The organism is Streptomyces sp. NBRC 109706 (assembly GCF_000974485.1).
In the GTDB taxonomy this organism is placed as follows: domain Bacteria; phylum Actinomycetota; class Actinomycetes; order Streptomycetales; family Streptomycetaceae; genus Streptomyces.
The window spans coordinates 301,463-322,798 of record NZ_BBOM01000004.1; the positions used below are offsets into that span (position 1 = coordinate 301,463).

The following is a 21,336-nucleotide window of genomic DNA, read 5'->3' on the forward strand; positions in this document are numbered from 1 at the left end:
GCGACAGCATGCTCTTTCGGGTACTCACCTGCGCAGCTTTCGGCCATGACCTGTTGCTCCCCGTGCCTACGCAACCGGGGAACGCGACCCATCCATTCATGACGGGGGAATGCAATGCCAGGTGACGCTCGTCAGCAGGTCGCCATCGTGGGAATCGCCTGCCGGATGCCGGGCGCCCCCGTGCCCCAGGAGCTGTGGCAGCTGCTGCACAGCGGCACAAGCGCCATCCGTGAACGTCACCCCGACCGGCCCGTCGGCCCCGACCGCGGCGGATTCGTCGACGGCATCGACGAGTTCGACGCCGACCTCTTCGGCATGTCCCCGCGCGAGGTGGCCGAAACCGATCCCCAGCAGCGGCTCGCCCTCGAACTCGCCTGGCAGGGCCTCGAAGACGCCGGCGCCGCCAACCCCGACAGCTGGCCCGACCGCATCGGCGTCTTCCTCGGCGTGATGGCGGCCGACTACGCCGACCTGGTCGCCATGGCCGGCGCCGAGAACGTCAGCCGCCACACCCTCACCGGCGTCGGCCGCGCCATGATCGCCAACCGGGTCTCCCACACCCTGAGGCTCACCGGGCCCAGCATGACCGTGGACACCGGCCAGTCGTCCTCCCTCGTCGCGGTCCACCTCGCCTGCGAAAGCCTCCGCAAGGCCGAGACCGACATCGCCATCGCCGGCGGCGTCCACCTCAACGTCTCCCCGCTCAGCAGCGCCGTCGTCGACGCCTCCGGCACCCTCTCGCCCGACGGCACCTGCTACGTCTTCGACGAACGAGCCAACGGCTATGTCCGTGGCGAAGGCGGCGGCATCGTCGTCCTGAAGCCCCTCGAACGGGCCGTCGCCGACGGCGACCACATCTACGCCGTCATCGAGGGCAGCGCCCTCGGCACCGGCACCGGCGAAGCCGGCCTCACCGCGCCCAGCGCCACCGCACAGGCCCGAACCATCACCGACGCCCTCGCCCAGGCGCGGATCGAGCCGACCCGGGTGGGCTATGTCGAACTGCACGGCACCGGCACCCGCGCCGGTGACCCCGTCGAGGCCGCCGCCCTCGGCACCGCCTACGGAAGCCGACGCCCCGACGCCCCGCCGCTGGCCGTCGGCTCCATCAAGACCAACATCGGCCACCTGGAAGGCGCCGCCGGAATCGCCGGCCTCGTCAAGACGGCCCTCTGCCTCGACCGGCGCGAACTCGTGCCCAGCCTCAACTTCAACAGCCCCAACCCCGCCATCGACCTGGGCGAGTTGGGCCTCCGCGTCGCCACCGCCAACGAGCCCTGGCCCACCGGCGACGGCCAGCCGCCCGTCGCCGGCGTCACGTCCATCGGCATCGGCGGCACCTGCTGCCACATGCTGCTCAGCGCGGCCCCCACCGTCGAGCGGTCCCCCGCGGCTCCGGTGCGTGGTGTGGGGGTGGTGCCGGTGGTGGTGTCGGGTCGTGGGGTTGCTGGTTTGCGGGGTCAGGCGGGGCGGTTGGGGTCGTATCTGTTGGCGGATGGGGGTGCGGGGTTGGTGGATGTGGGTTGGTCGTTGGTGTCGTCGCGGGCGGGGTTGGAGCGGCGGGCGGTGGTGGTGGCTGCTGATCGTGGTGGGTTGTTGAGTGGGTTGGGGGCGTTGGCGGAGGGGCGTCCGGTGGCGGGTGTGTTCGAGGGTGCGGTGGTTGCGGGTAGGACGGGATTCCTGTTTACGGGGCAGGGTGCTCAACGTCCGGGGATGGGTGTGGAGTTGGCGGGTGAGTATCCGGTGTTCGCCGAGGCGTTGGGGGAGGTGTGTGCGGAGCTTGATCCGTTGTTGGGGCGTTCGCTGCGGGAGCTGTTGGGCGAGGAGAGTGGGGTGTTGGACGGGACGGAGTTCACTCAGGCGGCGTTGTTTGCGGTTGAGGTGGCGTTGTTCCGTCTGGTGGAGTCGTTGGGGTTGCGGGCTGATGTGGTGATGGGGCATTCGGTGGGTGAGATCGTTTCCGCTCATGTGGCGGGGGTGTTGTCGCTTGCTGATGCGTGTCGGTTGGTGGCGGCTCGTGGTCGGTTGATGGGTGGGTTGCCTGCTGGTGGTGGGATGGTTTCGGTTCGGGCGACGGAGGCGGATGTTGTTGCGGGGATTGGTGACCGGTCGGGGGTGTCGATCGCTGCGGTGAACGGGCCGACGTCGGTGGTGGTGTCGGGTGAGTTGTCGGTGCTGGATGAGCTGGTGGGGGAGTGGGAGGGGCGGGGTTGGAAGGTGACGCGGCTGCGGGTCAGCCATGCGTTCCACTCGCCGTTGATGGAGCCGATGCTGGAGGACTTCCGGGCGGTTGTCTCCGGTCTGACGTTCACGGCTCCTCGGATTCCGGTGGTCTCCAATGTGACCGGTCGAATAGCCACCGACGAGTTGACTGATCCCGAGTACTGGGTGCGGCATGTTCGGGAGGCGGTGCGGTTCGCCGATGGTGTGCGGGCGTTGCACGAGTACGGCGTTACGCGTTTTCTGGAGTTGGGCCCGGACAGCGTGTTGTCGACCATGGCTCGCCACTGTCTGGAGGAGCAGGCCGAGGACGGAAGCGTGGCGTTCGCTTCCACGTTGCGCGCCAAGCACCCCGAGGTGGAGACGTTCGCCGGGTTCCTGGGCCAGGCGCATATCGCCGGCGCGAGCGTCGACTGGAACGCGTTCTATGCCGGGACCGGCGCCCAGCGCGTCGACCTGCCGACCTACGCCTTTCAACGCCAGCGCTACCCGCTGCCCGATCTCTCCGGAGTCGCAACGCCGCGTCAGCCGAGCCGGACGTTGCCGGCCGAGGAGCCCCTGGACGAGGACGAGAAGAACTGGCTCTCGGAACGGCTCGCCGAGGTCCCATCACACGACCAACAGACGGTTGTGCTGGACGAGTTGGTGCTGCCCCAGGTTGCCGCGATCCTTGGCCACGCGTCGCCGAAGACCATTGACCCACTGCGGGCGTTCAAGCAGCTCGGCTTTGACTCCTACGCCGCCGTCGAGTTGCGGGACCAGCTGATCCAGGCGACCGGCGTGCGACTGCCCACGACCCTGCTCTTCGACCACCCCTCCCCGGCGGCGGTGGCGCGGCTGTTGGTTTCCGAGGTGGCGGGCGCCGTGGAGAGCACCCCGTCGGGGGCTCGGAAGCGGCGGGCGGACACGGACACGGATGAGCCGTTGGCCATCGTCGGCATGAGCTGCCGCTACCCGGGCGGGGTGGGCTCCCCCGAGGAGCTGTGGGAGCTGGTCTCCTCGGGCCGGGACGTCATCTCCGCTCTGCCGGAGGATCGCGGCTGGGACCTGGAACGACTCTACGATCCGGATCCGGAACAGGCCGGCACGGTCTATACGCGCGGCGGTGGATTCCTCGAACGCGCCGGGGACTTCGATGCGGAGTTCTTCGGTATCTCGCCGCGTGAGGCGCTGGCGATGGATCCCCAGCAGCGGTTGATGTTGGAGGCGGCCTGGGAGGCGTTCGAGGACGCGGGTCTCGACCCCACCTCCCTGCGCGGCTCCGACACCGGCGTCTTCACCGGCGTCATGTCCATTGACAGCTACGGGAGTTCGGCCCAGCCCGAGTTGGAGGGATTCCGGCTCACCGGCACCACCAGCAGCGTCATATCCGGGCGGATCGCTTATAGCTTTGGGCTTGAGGGTCCGGCGATTTCGGTGGATACGGCGTGTTCGTCGTCTTTGGTGGCGTTGCATATGGCTTCGCAGGCGCTGCGGAACGGCGAGTGTTCGTTGGCGTTGGTGGGTGGGGTGACGGTGATGGCCGGGCCGTTCCTGCTGATGGAGTTCAGTCGGCAGCGTGGGTTGGCGGCGGATGGTCGGTGCAAGTCGTATGCGGCGGGTGCGGATGGGACGGGGTTCTCGGATGGTCTTGGGTTGGTGGTGTTGGAGCGGTTGTCGGATGCGCGGCGTAAGGGTCACCGGGTGTTGGGTGTGGTCCGGGGTAGTGCGGTCAATCAGGATGGTGCGTCGAATGGGTTGACGGCGCCGAACGGTCCTTCGCAGGAGCGGGTGATTCGTCGGGCGTTGGCGAATGCGGGGTTGAGTCCCGCTGATGTTGATGTGGTTGAGGGGCATGGGACGGGGACTCGGTTGGGTGATCCGATCGAGGCCCAGGCGTTGTTGGCCACCTATGGGCAGGGGCGGTCGGAGTCGGGTCCGTTGCGGTTGGGTTCGATCAAGTCGAATATCGGGCACACGTCTGCGGCGGCGGGTGTGGCTGGCGTCATCAAGATGGTGATGGCGATGCGGCATGGGTTGCTGCCGCGGACGTTGCATGTGGATGAGCCGTCCCCGCATGTGGATTGGGAGGCTGGTCAGATCCAGTTGTTGACCGAGGCCCAGGAGTGGACGGGTGGGGGTCGTCCGCGTCGGGCGGCGGTCTCGTCGTTTGGGGTGAGCGGGACCAATGCGCATCTGATTCTTGAGGAGGCGCCTGAGGTTCGCGAGGCTGCTCCGGTTTCGTCGCGTGATGTTGCGGTGGTGCCGGTGGTGGTGTCGGGTCGTGGGGTTGCCGCGCTTCGGGGTCAGGCGGGGCGGTTGGGGTCGTATCTGTTGGCGGATGAGGGTGCGCGGTTGGTGGATGTGGGCTTGTCGTTGGTGTCGGGGCGGGCCGGGTTGGAGCAGCGGGCGGTGGTTGCTGCCGCTGACCGGGTGGGGTTGCTGGCGGGTTTGGCGGCGTTGGCGGAGGGGCGTCCGGCGGCGGGTGTGTTCGAGGGCGCGGCGGTTGTGGGCAGGACGGCGTTCCTGTTCACGGGGCAGGGTGCTCAACGTCCGGGGATGGGTGTGGGGTTGGCGGCCGAGTATCCGGTGTTTGCCGAGGCGCTGGCCGAGGTGTGTGCCGAGCTTGACCCCATCCTTGGTCGTTCCCTCATGGAGCTGTTGGGCGAGGAGAGTGGGGTGTTGGACGGGACGGAGTTCACTCAGGCGGCGTTGTTCGCGGTTGAGGTGGCGTTGTTCCGTCTTGTCGAGTCGCTTGGGTTGCGGGCCGATGTGGTGATGGGGCATTCGGTCGGTGAGATCGTCTCCGCCCATGTGGCGGGGGTGCTTTCCCTCGGTGATGCCTGTCGGTTGGTGGCCGCTCGTGGTCGGTTGATGGGCGGGTTGCCTGCTGGTGGTGGGATGGTGTCGGTCCGGGCGACCGAGGCTGATGTCAAGGTGGGGATTGCTGACCGTGCCGGGGTGTCGATCGCTGCGGTGAACGGGCCGACGTCGGTGGTCGTCTCGGGTGAACTGCCTGTTCTCGACGGCCTGGTTGAGGAGTGGGAGGGCCGGGGTTGGAAGGTGACGCGGCTGCGGGTCAGCCATGCGTTCCATTCACCCCTGATGGAGCCGATGCTGGAGGACTTCCGGGCGGTTGTCTCCGGTCTGACGTTCATGGCTCCCCGGATCCCCGTGGTCTCCAATGTCACCGGTGAGATTGCCACCGACGAGCTGACTGATCCCGAGTACTGGGTGCGGCATGTTCGGGAGGCGGTGCGGTTCGCCGATGGTGTCAACGCGCTGAACGAGTACGGCGTTACCCGTTTCCTGGAGCTGGGCCCGGACACCGTTCTGGCGACCATGGCTCGCCACTGTCTGGAGGAGCAGGCCGAGGACGGCACCGTGGTCTTCGCTTCCGCCCTCCGTGCCAAGCACGCCGAGACGGAGACCTTTGCCGGGTTCCTGGGCCAGGCCCATATCGCCGGCGCGAGTGTCGACTGGCAGGCGTTCTACGCTGGCACCGGCGCCGAGCGCGTCGATCTGCCGACCTATGCCTTCCAACGCCAGCGCTACTGGCTGCCTTCGGGGGCCGGTGCTCATGACCCGGCCGCCGCCGGCCTGGGCCGGTTGGATCATCCGCTGCTGGCCGCCGCCGTCCAGGTGGGGGAGCGGGACGAGTGGCTGTTCACCGGGCGGCTGTCCCATGAGACGGCGCCCTGGGTGCAGGATCACGCGGTGCTCGGCACGGTGCTGGTCCCGGGGACCGCGCTGGTTGAGTTGGCCATCGCCGCAGGTCAGCACGTGAACAGTCCCGTGTTGGACGAGCTGGTCCTGGAATCCCCGCTCACCGTGCCGGAACGTGCCTCGGTGCAACTGCAGGTCACCGTGGGGGAGTCCGCGGAGGACGGCCGTCGCGCCGTCGCCGTCTACTCGCGCGTGGTACGCACCGTGGGCATCGGGGACGAAGGCCCCCGGGAGGCCAGCTGCCATGCCAGGGGCTGGCTGACGGGCGAGACGGTCGAGCCGACGACCGCGTTCCCGACGCAGTGGCCGCCTCCCGCCGCCCAGGCCGTTCCGCTTGACGCGCTCTATCTGCGTCTGACCAAGGCGGGTTACGACTATGGCCCCGCCTTCCAGGGGGTGAGCGCCGCCTGGCGCGAGGGCGAACAGGTCTATGCCGAGGTGGTGTTGCCGGATGGCGTCGGCATCGAGAGCTTTGGGCTTCACCCGGCGCTGTTCGACGCCGCGCTGCACGGCGGCCTTGAGGATGTCGGCCTGGACGGTGACTCGGGGACCGGCCTGCCGTTCTCCTGGTCGTCGGTCTGGATCGATCCGCGTGGTCTCCGACGCGCCCGGGTGCGAATAACTCCGGCCGGTGCGTCCGCCCTGCGCATCGATATCGCGGACGAGGCGGGCCAGTTGGTCGCCGGAGTACACAACCTCGCCTTCCGGCCGGTGGATTCGGCGCAACTGGTGAGCGGCGCGGCGGATGCCGAGCGGGATTCGTTGTTTGCGGTGGACTGGGTGCCGGTGGCGGTGTTGGAGGGTGCCGGCGCGGGCCGGGTGGCGTTGCTGGGCGAGGTGGCGGGCGCTGCGGGCGGCGCGCGGTTCGCCGATGTGGCGGCGTTGGACGAGGCGTTGGCGGCCGGCGGTGAGGTGCCGGAGGTGGTGGTGGCCGAGGTGAGGTCTCTCGGTGGGGATGATGTGGCGTCGGGTGCGCGGTCGGTGGCCGAGCGGGCGCTGGCACTGGTCCAGTCGTGGCTGGCCAGCGACCGGCTCTCGGGTTCGCGTCTTGTGGTGGTGACGCGGGGTGGGGTCGCGGTCGGCGACGAGTTGGTGGATGTGGCGGTGGCTCCGGTGTGGGGTCTGGTGCGGAGTGTTCAGTCGGAGCATCCGGGGCGGTTCCTGCTGGTGGATGTGGACGGGAACGGGTACGGGGAGGCCGATTGGTCCGCTCTGGCGGCTTCGGATGAGCCGCAGTTGGCCCTTCGCGGCGGTGGGGTGTTGGTGCCTCGACTGGGTCGCGCCGAGGGGTCGGTGGATTCGCTGGACGGAGCGTGGCGGCTTTCCGTGGAACAGCGCGGGTCATTGGACGGCCTGGTGGTCGTCGCTTCGGATGGCGGCCGTGCGTTGGCGGCGAACGAGGTGCGGATTGGGGTGCGTGCGGCGGGGTTGAATTTCCGGGATGTGTTGATTGCTCTGGGCATGTATCCGGGGGAGGCGCCCCTGGGCAGCGAAGCGGCTGGTGTGGTGTTGGAGGTGGGGTCCGGGGTTGCTGACTTGGCGGTCGGCGATCGGGTCTTCGGCCTGATTGTGGATTCGTTTGGTTCGGTTGCGGTGGCGGATCGGCGGATGGTGGTGCGGATGCCGGATGGGTTTTCGTTTGTTGCGGCGGCGGCGATTCCGGTGGTGTATTTGACGGCCTATTACGGGTTGGTTGATCTGGCGGGGTTGCGGCGGGGTGAGCGGTTGTTGGTGCATGCGGCTGCTGGTGGTGTGGGTATGGCGGCGGTGGGGTTGGCGCGGCATTTGGGTGCGGAGGTGTTCGCTACGGCGAGTAGGCCGAAGTGGGATGCGGTGCGGGGGTTGGGTGTTGCGGAGGGGCGGATCGCGTCGTCGCGTGATCTGTCGTTCAAGGAGGCGTTCCTCGGTGTGACGGACGGTGCCGGCGTCGATGTGGTGTTGAACGCGTTGGCGGGTGAGTTTGTGGACGCGTCGTTGGATTTGCTGCCGCGTGGTGGTCGGTTTGTTGAGATGGGCAAGGCGGATGTGCGGGATGCGGATGTGGTGGCGGAGGAACGGTCGGGGGTGGTGTATCGGTCGTTTGATCTGTTTGAGGCGGGTCCTGATCGTATTCAGGAGATGTTGCTGGAGATTGTTTCGTTGTTCGAGTCGGGGGTGTTGGTACATTCCCCGGTTCGGCGGTGGGATGTGCGGCGTGGTCGGGAGGCGTTCCGTTTCCTCCGTGAGGGGCGGAATGTGGGCAAGGTGGTGCTGACCGTTCCCGTCCCGTTGGGGGAGGCCGGGGGAACGGTGTTGGTGACGGGTGGTACGGGTGGGTTGGGTGCGTTGTTCGCTCGTCATCTGGTGGTGGAGCACGGGGTGCGGGATCTGTTGTTGGTGTCGCGTCGTGGTCCGGCGGCTGAGGGCGCCGGGGAGTTGGTGGCGGAGTTGGAGGGGCTGGGCGCCGAGGTGCGGGTAGCGGCCTGCGATGTGTCGGATCGTGAGCAACTGGCCGCGTTGATCGCGCCGTTGGACGGCCGGTTGAGTGGTGTGGTGCATGCGGCGGGTGTGTTGGACGACGGCTTGGTGGAGTCGTTGACGCCGGAGCGGTTGGCGCGGGTGTTGCGGCCCAAGCTGGATGCGGCGCTGCATCTGCATGAACTCACCGCCGGCATGGAGCTGTCGGCGTTTGTGCTGTTCTCCTCCGTCGCCGCGTTGATTGGTAGTCCGGGTCAGGGGAACTATGCGGCGGCCAATGCGTTCCTGGACGCCCTGGCCGCGCGGCGTCGTGCGGAGGGTCTGCCGGCGACCTCGTTGGCCTGGGGGTTGTGGGCGGAAGAGCGGAGCATGGCGGGCAGCCTCGACGAGGGTGCCGTCGCGCGCTGGGCCCGGATGGGCATCAGCCCGCTCTCCAACGAGCTTGGCCTGCGTCTCTTCGACCAGGCATGCCTCACGGACGAGGCGATGGCCGTCCCGGTGCTGCTGGATCACGCCTCGCTGCGAGCCCAGGCGCGGTCCGGGATGCTGGCTCCGCTGCTGCAGGGGCTGGTGCGGGTGCCGACCCGTCGCACGGAGTCGGGCGGTGGCTCGTCGCTGGCGCAGCGGGTGGCCGGTGCGTCGCGGGAGGACGGCGAGCGGATCGCGCTGGAGCTGGTGCAGGCGCAGGTCGCCGCGGTCCTCGGCCACGCTTCGGCGGCCGTGATCGATCCCGAGCGGGACTTCAAGGCGCTCGGCTTTGACTCCCTGGCCGCGGTCGAACTCCGTAACCGGCTGATTCAGGCCACCGGAGTGCGGCTACCCACCACGCTGATCTTCGACCACCCGACGCCCGCCTCCGTCACCCGCTTTCTGCTCGGCGAGATCGGCGACGTGGGCGGCCCGTCGTCCTCCTCGCCCTTCGAGGACGAGCTGCAGAAGATCGAGGCTCTGCTCACCGCGGTCGCGAACGACGAGGCACAACTCGCCGCGTTCGAACCCCGGTTGCGCTCCCTCAACAACCGGCTGCTGACCGTGCTCGGCGCGGCCCACGGCCAGTACGTCGGTCGGGACGACGAGCCTGACGAGGACCTTGACGAGGTCTCCGACGAAGACATGTTCGACCTGATCGACAAGGAGCTTGGAACGGCATGAGTCAGGGCACGGACAATTCGCGGGGAGCCTCGATGGCGGACGAGCAGAAGCTCCGGACCTATCTGCGGAAGGTGACCGGGGAGCTTCGTACCGCGAACCGGCGGGTGCGCGAGCTGGAGCAACGCGACCTGGAGCCGCTGGCGATCGTGGGGATGAGCTGCCGATACCCCGGCGGCGTCTCCTCGCCGCAGGAGCTGTGGGAGCTGGTCGCCAACCGTCGGGACGCGGTATCCGAGCTGCCCGACGACCGTGGCTGGGATGTGGCGAGCCTCTACGATCCGGACCCGGACCAGACCGGGACTGTCTATGCCAGCGGCGGCGGATTCGTCGAGGGCGTGGGCGACTTCGACGCGGAGTTCTTCGGCATACCGCCGCGTGAGGCGCTGGCGATGGACCCCCAGCAGCGGCTGATGCTGGAGGCCGCCTGGGAGGCCCTGGAGGACGCCGGCATCGACCCGGCTTCCCTGCGCGGCTCCGACACCGGCGTCTTCACCGGCGCCCTCACCTCCGACTACGGCGGCACCATGCCGTCCGAGCTGGAGGGCTTCCGGCTCACCGGCACCACCACCAGCGTCATCTCCGGCCGCGTCGCCTACACCCTCGGCCTGGAGGGGCCGGCCGTCACCGTGGACACGGCGTGCTCCTCCTCCCTGGTGGCAATCCATGTGGCGTCCCGGGCCCTGCGCAGCGGTGAGTGCTCGCTCGCCCTGGTGGGCGGCGTGACGGTGATGGCCGGCCCGTTCCTGCTGACGGAGTTCAGCCGGCAACGTGGCTTGGCCGCCGACGGCCGCTGCAAGTCCTATGCGGCCGGCGCCGATGGGACGGGCTTCTCGGACGGCCTCGGCCTGCTCGTCCTGGAGCGGTTGTCCGACGCGCGCCGCAAGGGCCACCGGGTGCTGGCCGTGGTGCGCGGCAGCGCGGTCAACCAGGACGGTGCGTCGAACGGGTTGACCGCGCCGAACGGTCCCTCGCAGGAACGGGTGATCCGCACGGCATTGGCCAACGCCGGGTTGAGCCCCGCCGATGTCGATGTGGTGGAAGGCCATGGCACGGGCACCCGGCTCGGCGATCCGATCGAGGCCCGAGCCCTACTGGCCACCTATGGCCGGGAACGGTCGGAGTCGGGGCCGTTGCGGCTTGGGTCGATCAAGTCGAATATCGGGCACACCTCTGCGGCGGCGGGCGTGGCCGGCGTCATCAAGATGGTCATGGCCATGCGCCATGACCGCCTCCCGGCCACCCTCCATGTGGATGCTCCCTCCCCGCATGTCGACTGGGACGCCGGCCAGATCCAGCTGCTGACCGAAGAGGAGAAGTGGACCGCCGGCACCCGCCCTCGGCGCGCCGCAGTCTCGTCGTTCGGCATCAGCGGGACCAACGCCCATCTGATCCTTGAGGAGGCGCCGGCGGTTGAGGCGCCGGAGGAGCAGGAACAGGCCGCTCCCGTTCCGGTGCGTGGTGTGGGGGTGGTGCCGGTGGTGGTGTCGGGTCGTGGGGTTGCTGGTTTGCGGGGTCAGGCGGGGCGGTTGGGGTCGTATTTGTTGGCGGCTGAGGGTGCGGGGTTGGTGGATGTGGGTTGGTCGTTGGTGTCGTCGCGGGCGGGGTTGGAGCGGCGGGCGGTGGTGGTGGCTGCTGATCGTGGTGGGTTGTTGAGTGGTTTGGCGGCGTTGGGGGAGGGGCGTCCGGCGGCGGGTGTGTTCGAGGGTGCGGTGGTTGCGGGTAGGACGGGATTCCTGTTTACGGGGCAGGGTGCTCAACGTGCGGGGATGGGTGTGGGGTTGGCGGCCGAGTATCCGGTGTTTTCCGAGGCGTTGGGGGAGGTGTGTGCGGAGCTTGATCCTCTTCTTGGTCGTTCGCTGCGGGGGTTGTTGGGCGAGGAGAGTGGGGTGTTGGACGGGACGGAGTTCACTCAGGCTGCGTTGTTCGCGGTTGAGGTGGCGTTGTTCCGTCTGGTGGAGTCGTTGGGGTTGCGGGCCGATGTGGTGATGGGGCATTCGGTGGGCGAGATTGTCTCCGCCCATGTGGCGGGGGTGTTGTCGTTGCCGGATGCCTGTCGGCTCGTTGCTGCCCGTGGCCGGTTGATGGGTGGGTTGCCTGCTGGTGGTGGGATGGTGTCGGTCCGGGCGACGGAGGCTGATGTCACCGAGGCGCTTGCTGACCGTTCGGGGGTGTCGATCGCTGCGGTCAATGGCCCCACCTCCGTGGTTGTCTCCGGTGAACTGCCCGTTCTCGACCGTCTGGTTGAGGAGTGGGAGGGCCGGGGTTGGAAGGTGACGCGGCTGCGGGTCAGCCATGCGTTCCATTCCCCCCTGATGGAGCCGATGCTGGAGGACTTCCGGGCCGTCGTTTCCGGTCTGACGTTCACGGCTCCTCGGATTCCGGTGGTTTCCAATGTGACCGGTCGAATAGCCACCGACGAGCTGACCGATCCCGAGTACTGGGTGAGGCATGTCCGCGAGGCGGTCCGGTTCGCCGACGGTGTGCGGGCCTTGCACGAGTACGGCGTCACCCGTTTCCTGGAGCTGGGCCCGGACAGCGTGTTGTCGACCATGGCCCGCCACTGTCTGGAGGAGCAGGCCGAGGACGGAAGCGTGGCGTTCGCCTCCACGTTGCGCGCCAAGCACCCCGAGGTGGAGACCTTTGCCGGCTTCCTGGGCCAGGCCCATATCGCCGGTGCGAGCGTCGACTGGACCGCGTTCTACGCCGGGACCGGCGCCGAACGCGTCGACCTACCGACCTATGCCTTCCAGCGCCAGCGCTACTGGGTGCCCTCGGGTGCCGGCGCCGGGGAGGCGGCTGCCGCTGGACTGGCGCGTTTCGGCCATCCGATGCTCGGGGCAGCGGTGCAGATCGGCGATCGGGACGAGTGGCTGTTCACCGGAAGTCTGTCCACCGACCGGCAGCCCTGGCTCGGCGACCATGTGATCCTCGGAAACATCGTGGTCCCCGGCACCGCGCTGGTGGAACTGGCGCTGACGGCTGGGCGCCAGGCGGGCAGCCCGGTTGTCGACGAACTGGTGCTTGAGGCGCCGCTGGTCCTCCCGGAACGAGCCTCCGCCCAGGTGCAGGTGTCCGTTGGCGAGGCCGCCGAGGAGGACGGCCGCCGCGAGGTGGTGATCTTCTCTCGCTCCGTGTGTCATGCGCGTGGGTGGCTGGTCGCGGATGCGGGCGTGGCGGAGCCCTGGACCGTGGGCGGCGGGGCCTGGCCGCCGGCGGGTGCCGAGGCGGTGGGGGTCGAGTCGCTGTATGGGCGGCTGGCGGACCTGGGCTATGAGTACGGTCCCCTTTTCCAGGGTGTGGGCTCGGCCTGGCGGCTCGGCGACGAGGTGTTTACCGAGGTCGGGCTGCCGGACGGGGTAGGGGCCGCCGGCTTTGGGCTCCATCCGGCGCTGTTTGACGCGGCCCTGCACGGTGGGTTGTTGGAGAAGGAGGCCGGTTCGTCCGCCGAGCTGCCGTTCTCCTGGTCCGGGGTGCGCTTGAACGACGTGGGCGCCCCCACGCGGCTGCGGGTGCGCATAACCCCCGCCGGCGAGTCCGCTCTGCGCATCGAGATGGCCGACGAGCTGGGCCAGTCCGTGGCCACCGTCGACACCCTGGCGCTGCGCCCGGTGGACTCCGCGCAGATGCTGAGCGGTTCCGGGGCTGTTGAACGGGATTCGTTGTTCACGGTGGACTGGACGCCGGTGACCGTGCCGGCGTCGGATGGCGCCGATGCGGGACGGGTGGCGCTGTTGGGTGATGCCTTGGCGTTGGACGAGGTGCTGGCGGCGGCCGATGGTGAGGTGCCGGAGGTGGTGGTGGCCGAGGTGGGGGCCGCCGTTGGGGATGATGTGGCGTCGGGTGCGCGGTCGGTGGCGGAGCGGGCGTTGTCGTTGGTGCAGGAATGGCTGGCGAGTGAGCGGTTCTCGGGTTCGCGTCTTGTGGTGGTGACGCGGGGTGGGGTCGCGGTCGGTGACGAGTTGGTGGATGTGGCGGTGGCTCCGGTGTGGGGTCTGGTGCGGAGTGCTCAGTCGGAGCATCCGGGCCGGTTCCTGCTGATGGACGTGGACAGGGACGGGGAAGGGGAGGCCGATTGGTCCGCTCTGGCGGCTTCGGACGAGCCGCAGTTGGCCCTTCGCGGCGGTGGGGTGTTGGTGCCTCGGCTGAGCCGGGCCGAGAAGCCGGCGGTATCGAGTGGTGTGCCCTGGCGGTTGGGGTCGACGGCGAAGGGGTCGCTGGAGAATCTGTCGATCATCGGCTCCGACGGCGGCCGTGCCTTGGGGACGGACGAGGTGCGGATTGGGGTGCGTGCGGCGGGGTTGAATTTCCGGGATGTGTTGATTGCCCTGGGTCTTTATCCGGGGGAGGCGCCGTTGGGGAGTGAGGCGGCTGGTGTGGTGTTGGAGGTGGGGTCCGGGGTTGCTGATGTGGCGGTGGGGGATCGGGTGTTTGGGCTGGTTCTGGATTCGTTTGGTTCGGTTGCGGTGGCTGATCGGCGGATGGTGGTGCGGATGCCGGATGGGTTTTCGTTTGTTGACGCGGCGGCGATTCCGGTGGTGTATTTGACGGCCTATTACGGGTTGGTTGATCTGGCGGGGTTGCGGCGGGGTGAGCGGTTGTTGGTGCATGCGGCTGCCGGTGGTGTGGGTATGGCGGCGGTGGGGTTGGCGCGGCACTTGGGTGCGGAGGTGTTCGCTACGGCGAGCAGGTCCAAGTGGGATGCGGTGCGGGGGTTGGGTGTTGCGGAGGGGCGGATCGCGTCGTCGCGTGATCTGTCGTTCAAGGAGGCACTCCTTGGCGCGACGGACGGCACCGGCGTCGATGTGGTGTTGAACGCGTTGGCCGGCGAGTTTGTGGACGCGTCGCTCGATCTGCTGCCGCGCGGCGGCCGGTTCATCGAAATGGGCAAGGCCGATCTGCGGGATGCGGAGGCGATCGCCGAGGAACGGCCGGGGGTGGCCTACCGGTCGTATGACCTTTTCGAGGCGGGCCCCGAGCGCATTCAGGAAATGCTGCTGGAGATCGTGTCGCTCTTCGAGTCCGGGGAGTTGGCGCATTCCCCGGTCCGACGCTGGGATGTGCGGCGCGGCCGGGAGGCGTTCCGTTTCCTCCGTGAGGGGCTGAACGTCGGAAAGGTGGTGCTGACCGTTCCCGTCCCGCTGGGTGAGGCCGGCGGCACGGTGTTGGTGACGGGTGGTACGGGTGGGTTGGGTGCGTTGTTCGCTCGTCATCTGGTGGTGGAGCACGGGGTGCGGGATCTGTTGTTGGTGTCCCGTCGTGGTCCTGCGGCTGAGGGTGCCGGGGAGTTGGTGGCGGAGTTGGAGGGGCTGGGCGCCGAGGTGCGGGTGGTGGCCTGCGATGTGTCGGATCGTGAGCAACTGGCCGCGTTGATCGGGTCGTTGGACGGCCGGTTGAGTGGTGTGGTGCATGCGGCGGGTGTGTTGGATGACGGTTTGGTGGAGTCGTTGACGCCGGAGCGGTTGGCTGGGGTGTTGCGGCCGAAGTTGGATGCGGCGGTGCATCTGCATGAGTTGACCGCTGGCATGGAGTTGTCGGCGTTTGTGTTGTTCTCCTCGGTGGCTGCGTTGGTGGGGAGTCCTGGGCAGGGGAACTATGCGGCGGCGAACGCTTTCCTGGACGCCCTGGCCGCGCGGCGTCGTGCGGAGGGTCTGCCGGCGACCTCGTTGGCGTGGGGGTTGTGGGCGGAAGAGCGGAGCATGGCGGGCAGCCTCGACGAGGGTGCCATCGCGCGCTGGGCCCGGATGGGCATCAGCGCCCTCTCCAACGAGGAGGGGTTGGACCTCTTCGACAAGACCCAGCGGCTTGACGCGGCGCTCTTCGCCCCGGTCCGCCTGGATCTGGCGGCGCTTCGCGCTCAGGCGCGGTCCGGAGGTCTCTCCCCGCTGCTGCAGGGGCTGGTGCGGGTGCCGACCCGTCGCACCGGATCGGGCGCTGGTTCGTCGCTGGCGCAGCGGGTGGCCGGTGCGACGCGGGAGGACGGCGAGCGGATCGCGCTGGAGCTGGTGCAGGCGCAGGTCGCCGCGGTCCTCGGCCACGCTTCGGCGGCCGTGATCGATCCCGAGCGGGACTTCAAGGCGCTCGGCTTTGACTCCCTGGCCGCGGTCGAACTCCGCAACCGGCTGATTCAGGCCACCGGAGTGCGGCTACCCACCACGCTGATCTTCGACCACCCGACCCCGGCGGCGGTGGCTCGGCTGCTGATATCCGAGGTGGCGGGCGCCGTGGAGAGCGCCCCGTCGGAGACTCGGAAGCGGCGGGCGGACACGGATGAGCCGTTGGCGATTGTGGGGATGAGTTGCCGCTATCCGGGTGGCATCGCATCGCCCGAGGATTTGTGGGAGTTGGTGTCTTCCGGACGGGATGCCATTTCTGGTTTGCCGGAGGATCGCGGTTGGGATCTGGAGCGGCTTTATGACCCGGATCCGGAGCAGACCGGCACGGTGTATACGCGTGGCGGTGGCTTTGTCGAGAATGTCGCCGATTTCGATGCGGAGTTCTTTGGTATTTCGCCGCGTGAGGCATTGGCGATGGATCCCCAGCAGCGGTTGATGTTGGAGGCGGCCTGGGAGGCATTCGAGGACGCGGGCATTGACCCTGCCTCTCTGCGTGGCTCCGACACCGGTGTCTTTACCGGCGCCGTGACCTCCGACTATGGGCCGACCATGCCGCCCGAGTTGGAGGGCTTCCGCCTTACCGGCACCACCACCAGCGTGGTGTCCGGGCGGATCGCCTATAGCTTTGGGCTTGAGGGTCCGGCGATTTCGGTGGATACGGCGTGTTCGTCGTCGTTGGTGGCGTTGCATATGGCTTCGCAGGCGCTGCGGAGTGGTGAGTGCTCGCTCGCCCTGGTGGGTGGGGTGACGGTGATGGCCGGGCCGTTCCTGTTGATGGAGTTCAGTCGGCAGCGTGGGTTGGCGGCGGATGGTCGGTGCAAGTCGTATGCGGCCGGCGCCGATGGGACGGGGTTCTCGGACGGCCTCGGTCTGCTGGTGTTGGAGCGGTTGTCGGATGCGCGGCGTAGGGGTCACCGGGTGTTGGGTGTGGTCCGGGGTAGTGCGGTCAATCAGGATGGTGCGTCGAATGGGTTGACGGCGCCGAACGGTCCTTCGCAGGAGCGGGTGATTCGTCGGGCGTTGGCGAACGCGGGGTTGAGTCCCGCTGATGTCGACGTGGTTGAGGGGCATGGGACGGGGACCCGGTTGGGTGATCCGATCGAGGCGCAGGCGCTACTCGCCACCTACGGTCGGGAGCGATCGGAGTCGGGGCCGTTGCGGTTGGGTTCGATCAAGTCGAATATCGGGCACACGTCTGCGGCGGCTGGTGTGGCCGGTGTCATCAAGATGGTGATGGCGATGCGGCATGGGTTGCTGCCGCGGACGTTGCATGTGGATGAGCCGTCCCCGCATGTGGATTGGGAGGCTGGTCAGATCCAGCTGCTGACCGAAGCGGAGGAGTGGACCGCCGGCACGCGGCCCCGGCGCGCCGCCGTTTCGTCGTTTGGCATCAGCGGGACCAATGCGCATCTGATTCTTGAGGAGGCGCCTGAGGTTCGCGAGGCTGCTCCGGTTTCGTCGCGTGATGTCGCGGTGGTGCCGGTGGTGGTGTCGGGTCGTGGGGATGTCGCGCTTCGGGGTCAGGCTGCGCGGTTGGGGTCGTATCTGTTGGCGGCCGAGGGTGCGCGGCTTGTGGATGTGGGCTTGTCGTTGGTGTCGTCCCGGGCGGGGTTGGAGCAGCGGGCCGTGGTGACGGCTGGCGACCGCGCCGAACTGCTGGCGGGTTTGGCGGCGTTGGCGGAGGGGCGTCCGGCGGCGGGTGTGTTCGAGGGCGCGGCGGTTGTGGGCAAGACGGCGTTCCTGTTCACGGGGCAGGGTGCTCAACGTCCGGGGATGGGTGTGGGGTTGGCGGCCGAGTATCCGGTGTTTGCCGAGGCGTTGGCCGAGGTGTGTGCGGAGCTTGATCCTCTTCTTGGCCGTTCGCTGCGCGAGCTGTTGGGCGAGGAGAGTGGGGTGTTGGACGGGACGGAGTTCACTCAGGCGGCGTTGTTCGCGGTTGAGGTGGCGTTGTTCCGTCTGGCGGAGTCGCTTGGGTTGCGGGCCGATGTGGTGATGGGGCATTCGGTCGGCGAGATCGTCTCTGCCCATGTGGCGGGGGTGTTGTCGTTGCCGGATGCCTGTCGGTTGGTGGCCGCCCGTGGCCGGTTGATGGGCGGGTTGCCTGCTGGTGGTGGGATGGTGTCGGTGCGGGCGACCGAGGCTGATGTCACCGAAGAGCTTGCCGGCCGTGCCGGGGTGTCGATCGCTGCGGTGAACGGCCCCACCTCCGTGGTCGTCTCGGGCGAACTGCCCGTTCTCGACACTTTGGTTGAGGGGTGGGAGGGCCGGGGTTGGAAGGTGACGCGGCTGCGGGTCAGCCATGCGTTCCATTCACCCCTGATGGAGCCGATGCTGGAGGACTTCCGGGCCGTCGTTAACGGTCTGACGTTCACGGCTCCCCGCATCCCCGTGGTCTCCAACGTGACCGGTGAGATTGCCACCGACGAGCTGACCGATCCCGAGTACTGGGTGCGGCATGTCCGCGAGGCGGTCCGGTTCGCCGATGGTGTCAACGCGCTGAACGAGTACGGCGTTACCCGTTACCTCGAATTGGGCCCGGACACGGTCCTGGCGACCATGGCTCGCCACTGTCTGGAGGAGCAGGCCGAGGACGGCACCGTGGTCTTCGCCTCCGCCCTCCGCGCCAAGCACCCGGAGACCGAGACCTTTGCCGGGTTCCTGGGCCAGGCCCATATCGCCGGCGCGAGTGTCGACTGGCAGGCGTTCTACCAAGGCACCGGCGCCGAGCGCGTCGATCTGCCGACCTATGCCTTCCAACGCCAGCGCTACTGGCTGACGTCAAGTGCCGGCGCTCATGACCCGGCCGCCGCCGGCCTGGGCCGGCTGGATCATCCGCTACTCGCGGCCGCCGTCCGGGTCGGGGAGCGGGACGAGTGGTTGTTCACCGGCCGCATTTCGCAGGATTCCGCGCCCTGGGTGCGGGACCACACCGTCCTCGACACGGTGCTGGTCCCGGGGGCGGCGCTGGTGGAGTTGGCCGTCGCCGCAGGCCGGCAGGTCGACAGTCCCGTGCTGGACGAACTGATCCTGGAGGCCCCGCTGGTGTTGCGGTCCGGCGCCGCCGCCGTGCCCCTGCAGGTGACGGTCGGCGAGGCCGAGGAGGCCGACGGGCGGCGTGAGTTGGCGATCTACTCCCATGCGGAGGCGGGTGGCGGTGAGACGACCTGCCATGCGCGAGGCTGGTTGGCCACCGGGGCGGTCGAGCCGCCCGTTCCGTTCCCGGCCGAATGGCCGCCGGCCGGTGCCGAGTCGGCCTCCGCCGACACCCTCTATGCGCGGCTCGCGCGGGCGGGCTATGACTACGGGCCCTTCTTCCAGGGGGTGCGCGAGATCTGGCGGGACGACGAGCACGTCTACACCGAGGTGGCGCTGCCGGCCGAACAGGCCGACGAGAGCGCTGGGTTCGGGCTGCACCCGGCGCTGCTCGACGCCGCGCTGCATGGTGGCCTGGATTGGCTCGACCAGGGCGAGGGAACGTCCGCCGGTCTGCCGTTCTCCTGGTCCGGAGTGTGGATCGGACAGCAGAAGCCCGGCCGGCTTCGGGTGCGGATCGGCCCGGCGGGCGAGTCGGCGTTGCGCGTCGACATGGCCGACGAGCACGGTCAACCGGTCGCCGGCGTCGACACGTTGGTGGTGCGTTCGGTGGACTCGTCCCAGCTTGCGGACGCGGGCTCGTCGGGCGGCGATTCGCTGTTCCGGGTGGAGTGGAGCCCGATCCCGCCGGCCGCGCGGAACGGCGCGGAGCTGCCTCGGGCGGTGAGCCTGGGCACTCCGGTCGGCTCGACCGAGCACTTCGCCGACTTCGGTGCGCTGGAGAAGGCGCTCGCCGATGGCTTGGCCGCCCCCGAGCTGGTGCTTGCCTCCGTGGAGTCCGTCGGCGGTGCCGGCGAGGCGGGTTCGGTGAACGGGGTGCGGTTGACGGTCGAGAGGGTGCTGGCGTTGGTGCAGGGGTGGTTGGCGAGTGCGGAGCTTGCTGGTTCGCGGTTGGTGGTGGTGACGCGGGGTGGGGTCGCGGTGGGGGACGAGGTGCCGGATGGGGCGTTGGCGTCGGCGTGGGGTCTGGTGCGTAGTGCGCAGTCGGAGCATCCCGGCCGGTTCCTGCTGCTGGATGTGGACGAGGGGAGTGATCTGACCGGTTGGGCGGGTCTGGCGGCCCTGGACGAACCGCAGTTGGCGGTGCGTGGTGGTCGGGTGTTGGCGCCTCGGTTGGTGCGGGCCGGTGGCTCCGGTGGGGGCCAAGTGCCGTCGTTTGGTGGGGTGTTGGGTGGTCCGGTGTTGGTGACGGGTGGTACGGGTGGTCTGGGGGCGTTGTTCGCTCGGCATCTGGTGGTCGAACACGGGGTGCGGGATCTGTTGTTGGTGTCCCGGCGTGGTCCGGCGGCCGAGGGTGCGGACAAGTTGGTCACCGAGTTGGAGGGGTTGGGTGCCCGGGTGCGGCTCGCCGCCTGTGATGTGGCCGACCGCGCTCAACTCGCGCGGCTCATCGAATCGTTGGACGGTGGGCTGGGCGGAGTGGTCCATTCCGCGGGTGTGTTGGATGACGGTTTGGTGGAGTCGTTGACGCCGGAGCGGTTGGCTGGGGTGTTGCGGCCGAAGCTGGATGCGGCGGTGCATCTGCACGAACTGACCGCCGGTATGGAGTTGTCGGCGTTTGTGTTGTTCTCCTCCGTCGCGGCGTTGGTGGGCAGCCCTGGTCAGGGGAACTATGCGGCGGCGAACGCGTTCCTGGATGCTCTGGCGGTGCGGCGTCGTGCCGATGGTTTGCCTGCGACGTCGTTGGCTTGGGGTCTGTGGGGCGATGTGGGTGGAGTGGGCGGTATGGGTGGGGAGTTGGCGGCCGCTGATGTGGCGCGGTTGGAGCGGATGGGGGTGCGTCCGCTCTCCGCCGAGGTGGGCGTCGAGCTGTTCGACCGTGCGACGGCTTCGGGTGAGCCGTTGGTGGCCCCGGTGCGGTTGGACCTCGCCGCGCTGCGCGTCCAGGCCAGGTCGGGAACGTTGCCCCCGCTGCTCCGTGCCCTGGTCCGCGTCCCCAACCGCCGCACAGCCGAGGTGGAGGTGCCGCTCGCCGAGCGCCTTGCCGGGGTGCCGGAGGCCGAGCGGGAGCAGGCGGTGCTGCAGCTCGTCCAGGCGCAGGCCGCGGCGGCCCTCGGGCATGCCTCGCCGGGCAGCATCGCCCCGACACGCCAGTTCACCGATCTGGGTTTCGACTCGCTCTCCGCCGTCGAGTTCAGGAACCGGCTGATCCGGGTCAGCGGCGTTCGGCTGCCCGCCACCCTTGTCTTCGACCATCCGACCTCGGAGGCGGTGGCCCGGCTGCTGTTGACGGAGGTCGGCGGCGATGTCGAACCGCCGTTTGAGCGTGGTTTCAAGCAACTTGAGGGGCTGCTCGCGGCCATGGGCGGCGACGAGAAGCAGCAGGCGGCGGCAAGGCTCCGCGGGCTGTTGGACACCCTCACCGACGACCGAAGGCGTGCCGGGAAACAGCACACCAGTGAACGCATCGAAGCGGCCACGACGGCGGACGAGATCCTCGATCTGATCGACGCCGAGTTCGGTGACGCATGACGGCACGACCAGCACGACCAGCACCACCGGCACGCCCGGCACGACCAGGAAAAGCGCGAATTCGTACCCCGAGGGGACCCCAGCCATGAGCGCGGAGAACGACGGCCAGCAGGAGAAGCTCGTC

Annotated in this window: 2 protein-coding genes; both read left to right on the plus strand. The window is 68.8% G+C overall.

Features of this window, described 5'->3' with window-relative positions:
* Positions 1-114: 114 nt before the first annotated feature.
* On the plus strand, positions 115-9,534 hold the full coding sequence (locus tag AOM46_RS01285) for a type I polyketide synthase (RefSeq protein WP_078856363.1): 9,420 nt from the start codon (positions 115-117) through the stop codon (positions 9,532-9,534).
* The gene (locus tag AOM46_RS01290) at positions 9,531-21,212 is read left to right on the plus strand and encodes a type I polyketide synthase (protein WP_062204309.1); all 11,682 of its coding nucleotides are present in this window, start codon (positions 9,531-9,533) and stop codon (positions 21,210-21,212) included. Before AOM46_RS01285 ends, AOM46_RS01290 begins: the two co-directional genes overlap by 4 nt.
* The last annotated feature ends 124 nt before the right edge of the window (positions 21,213-21,336 follow it).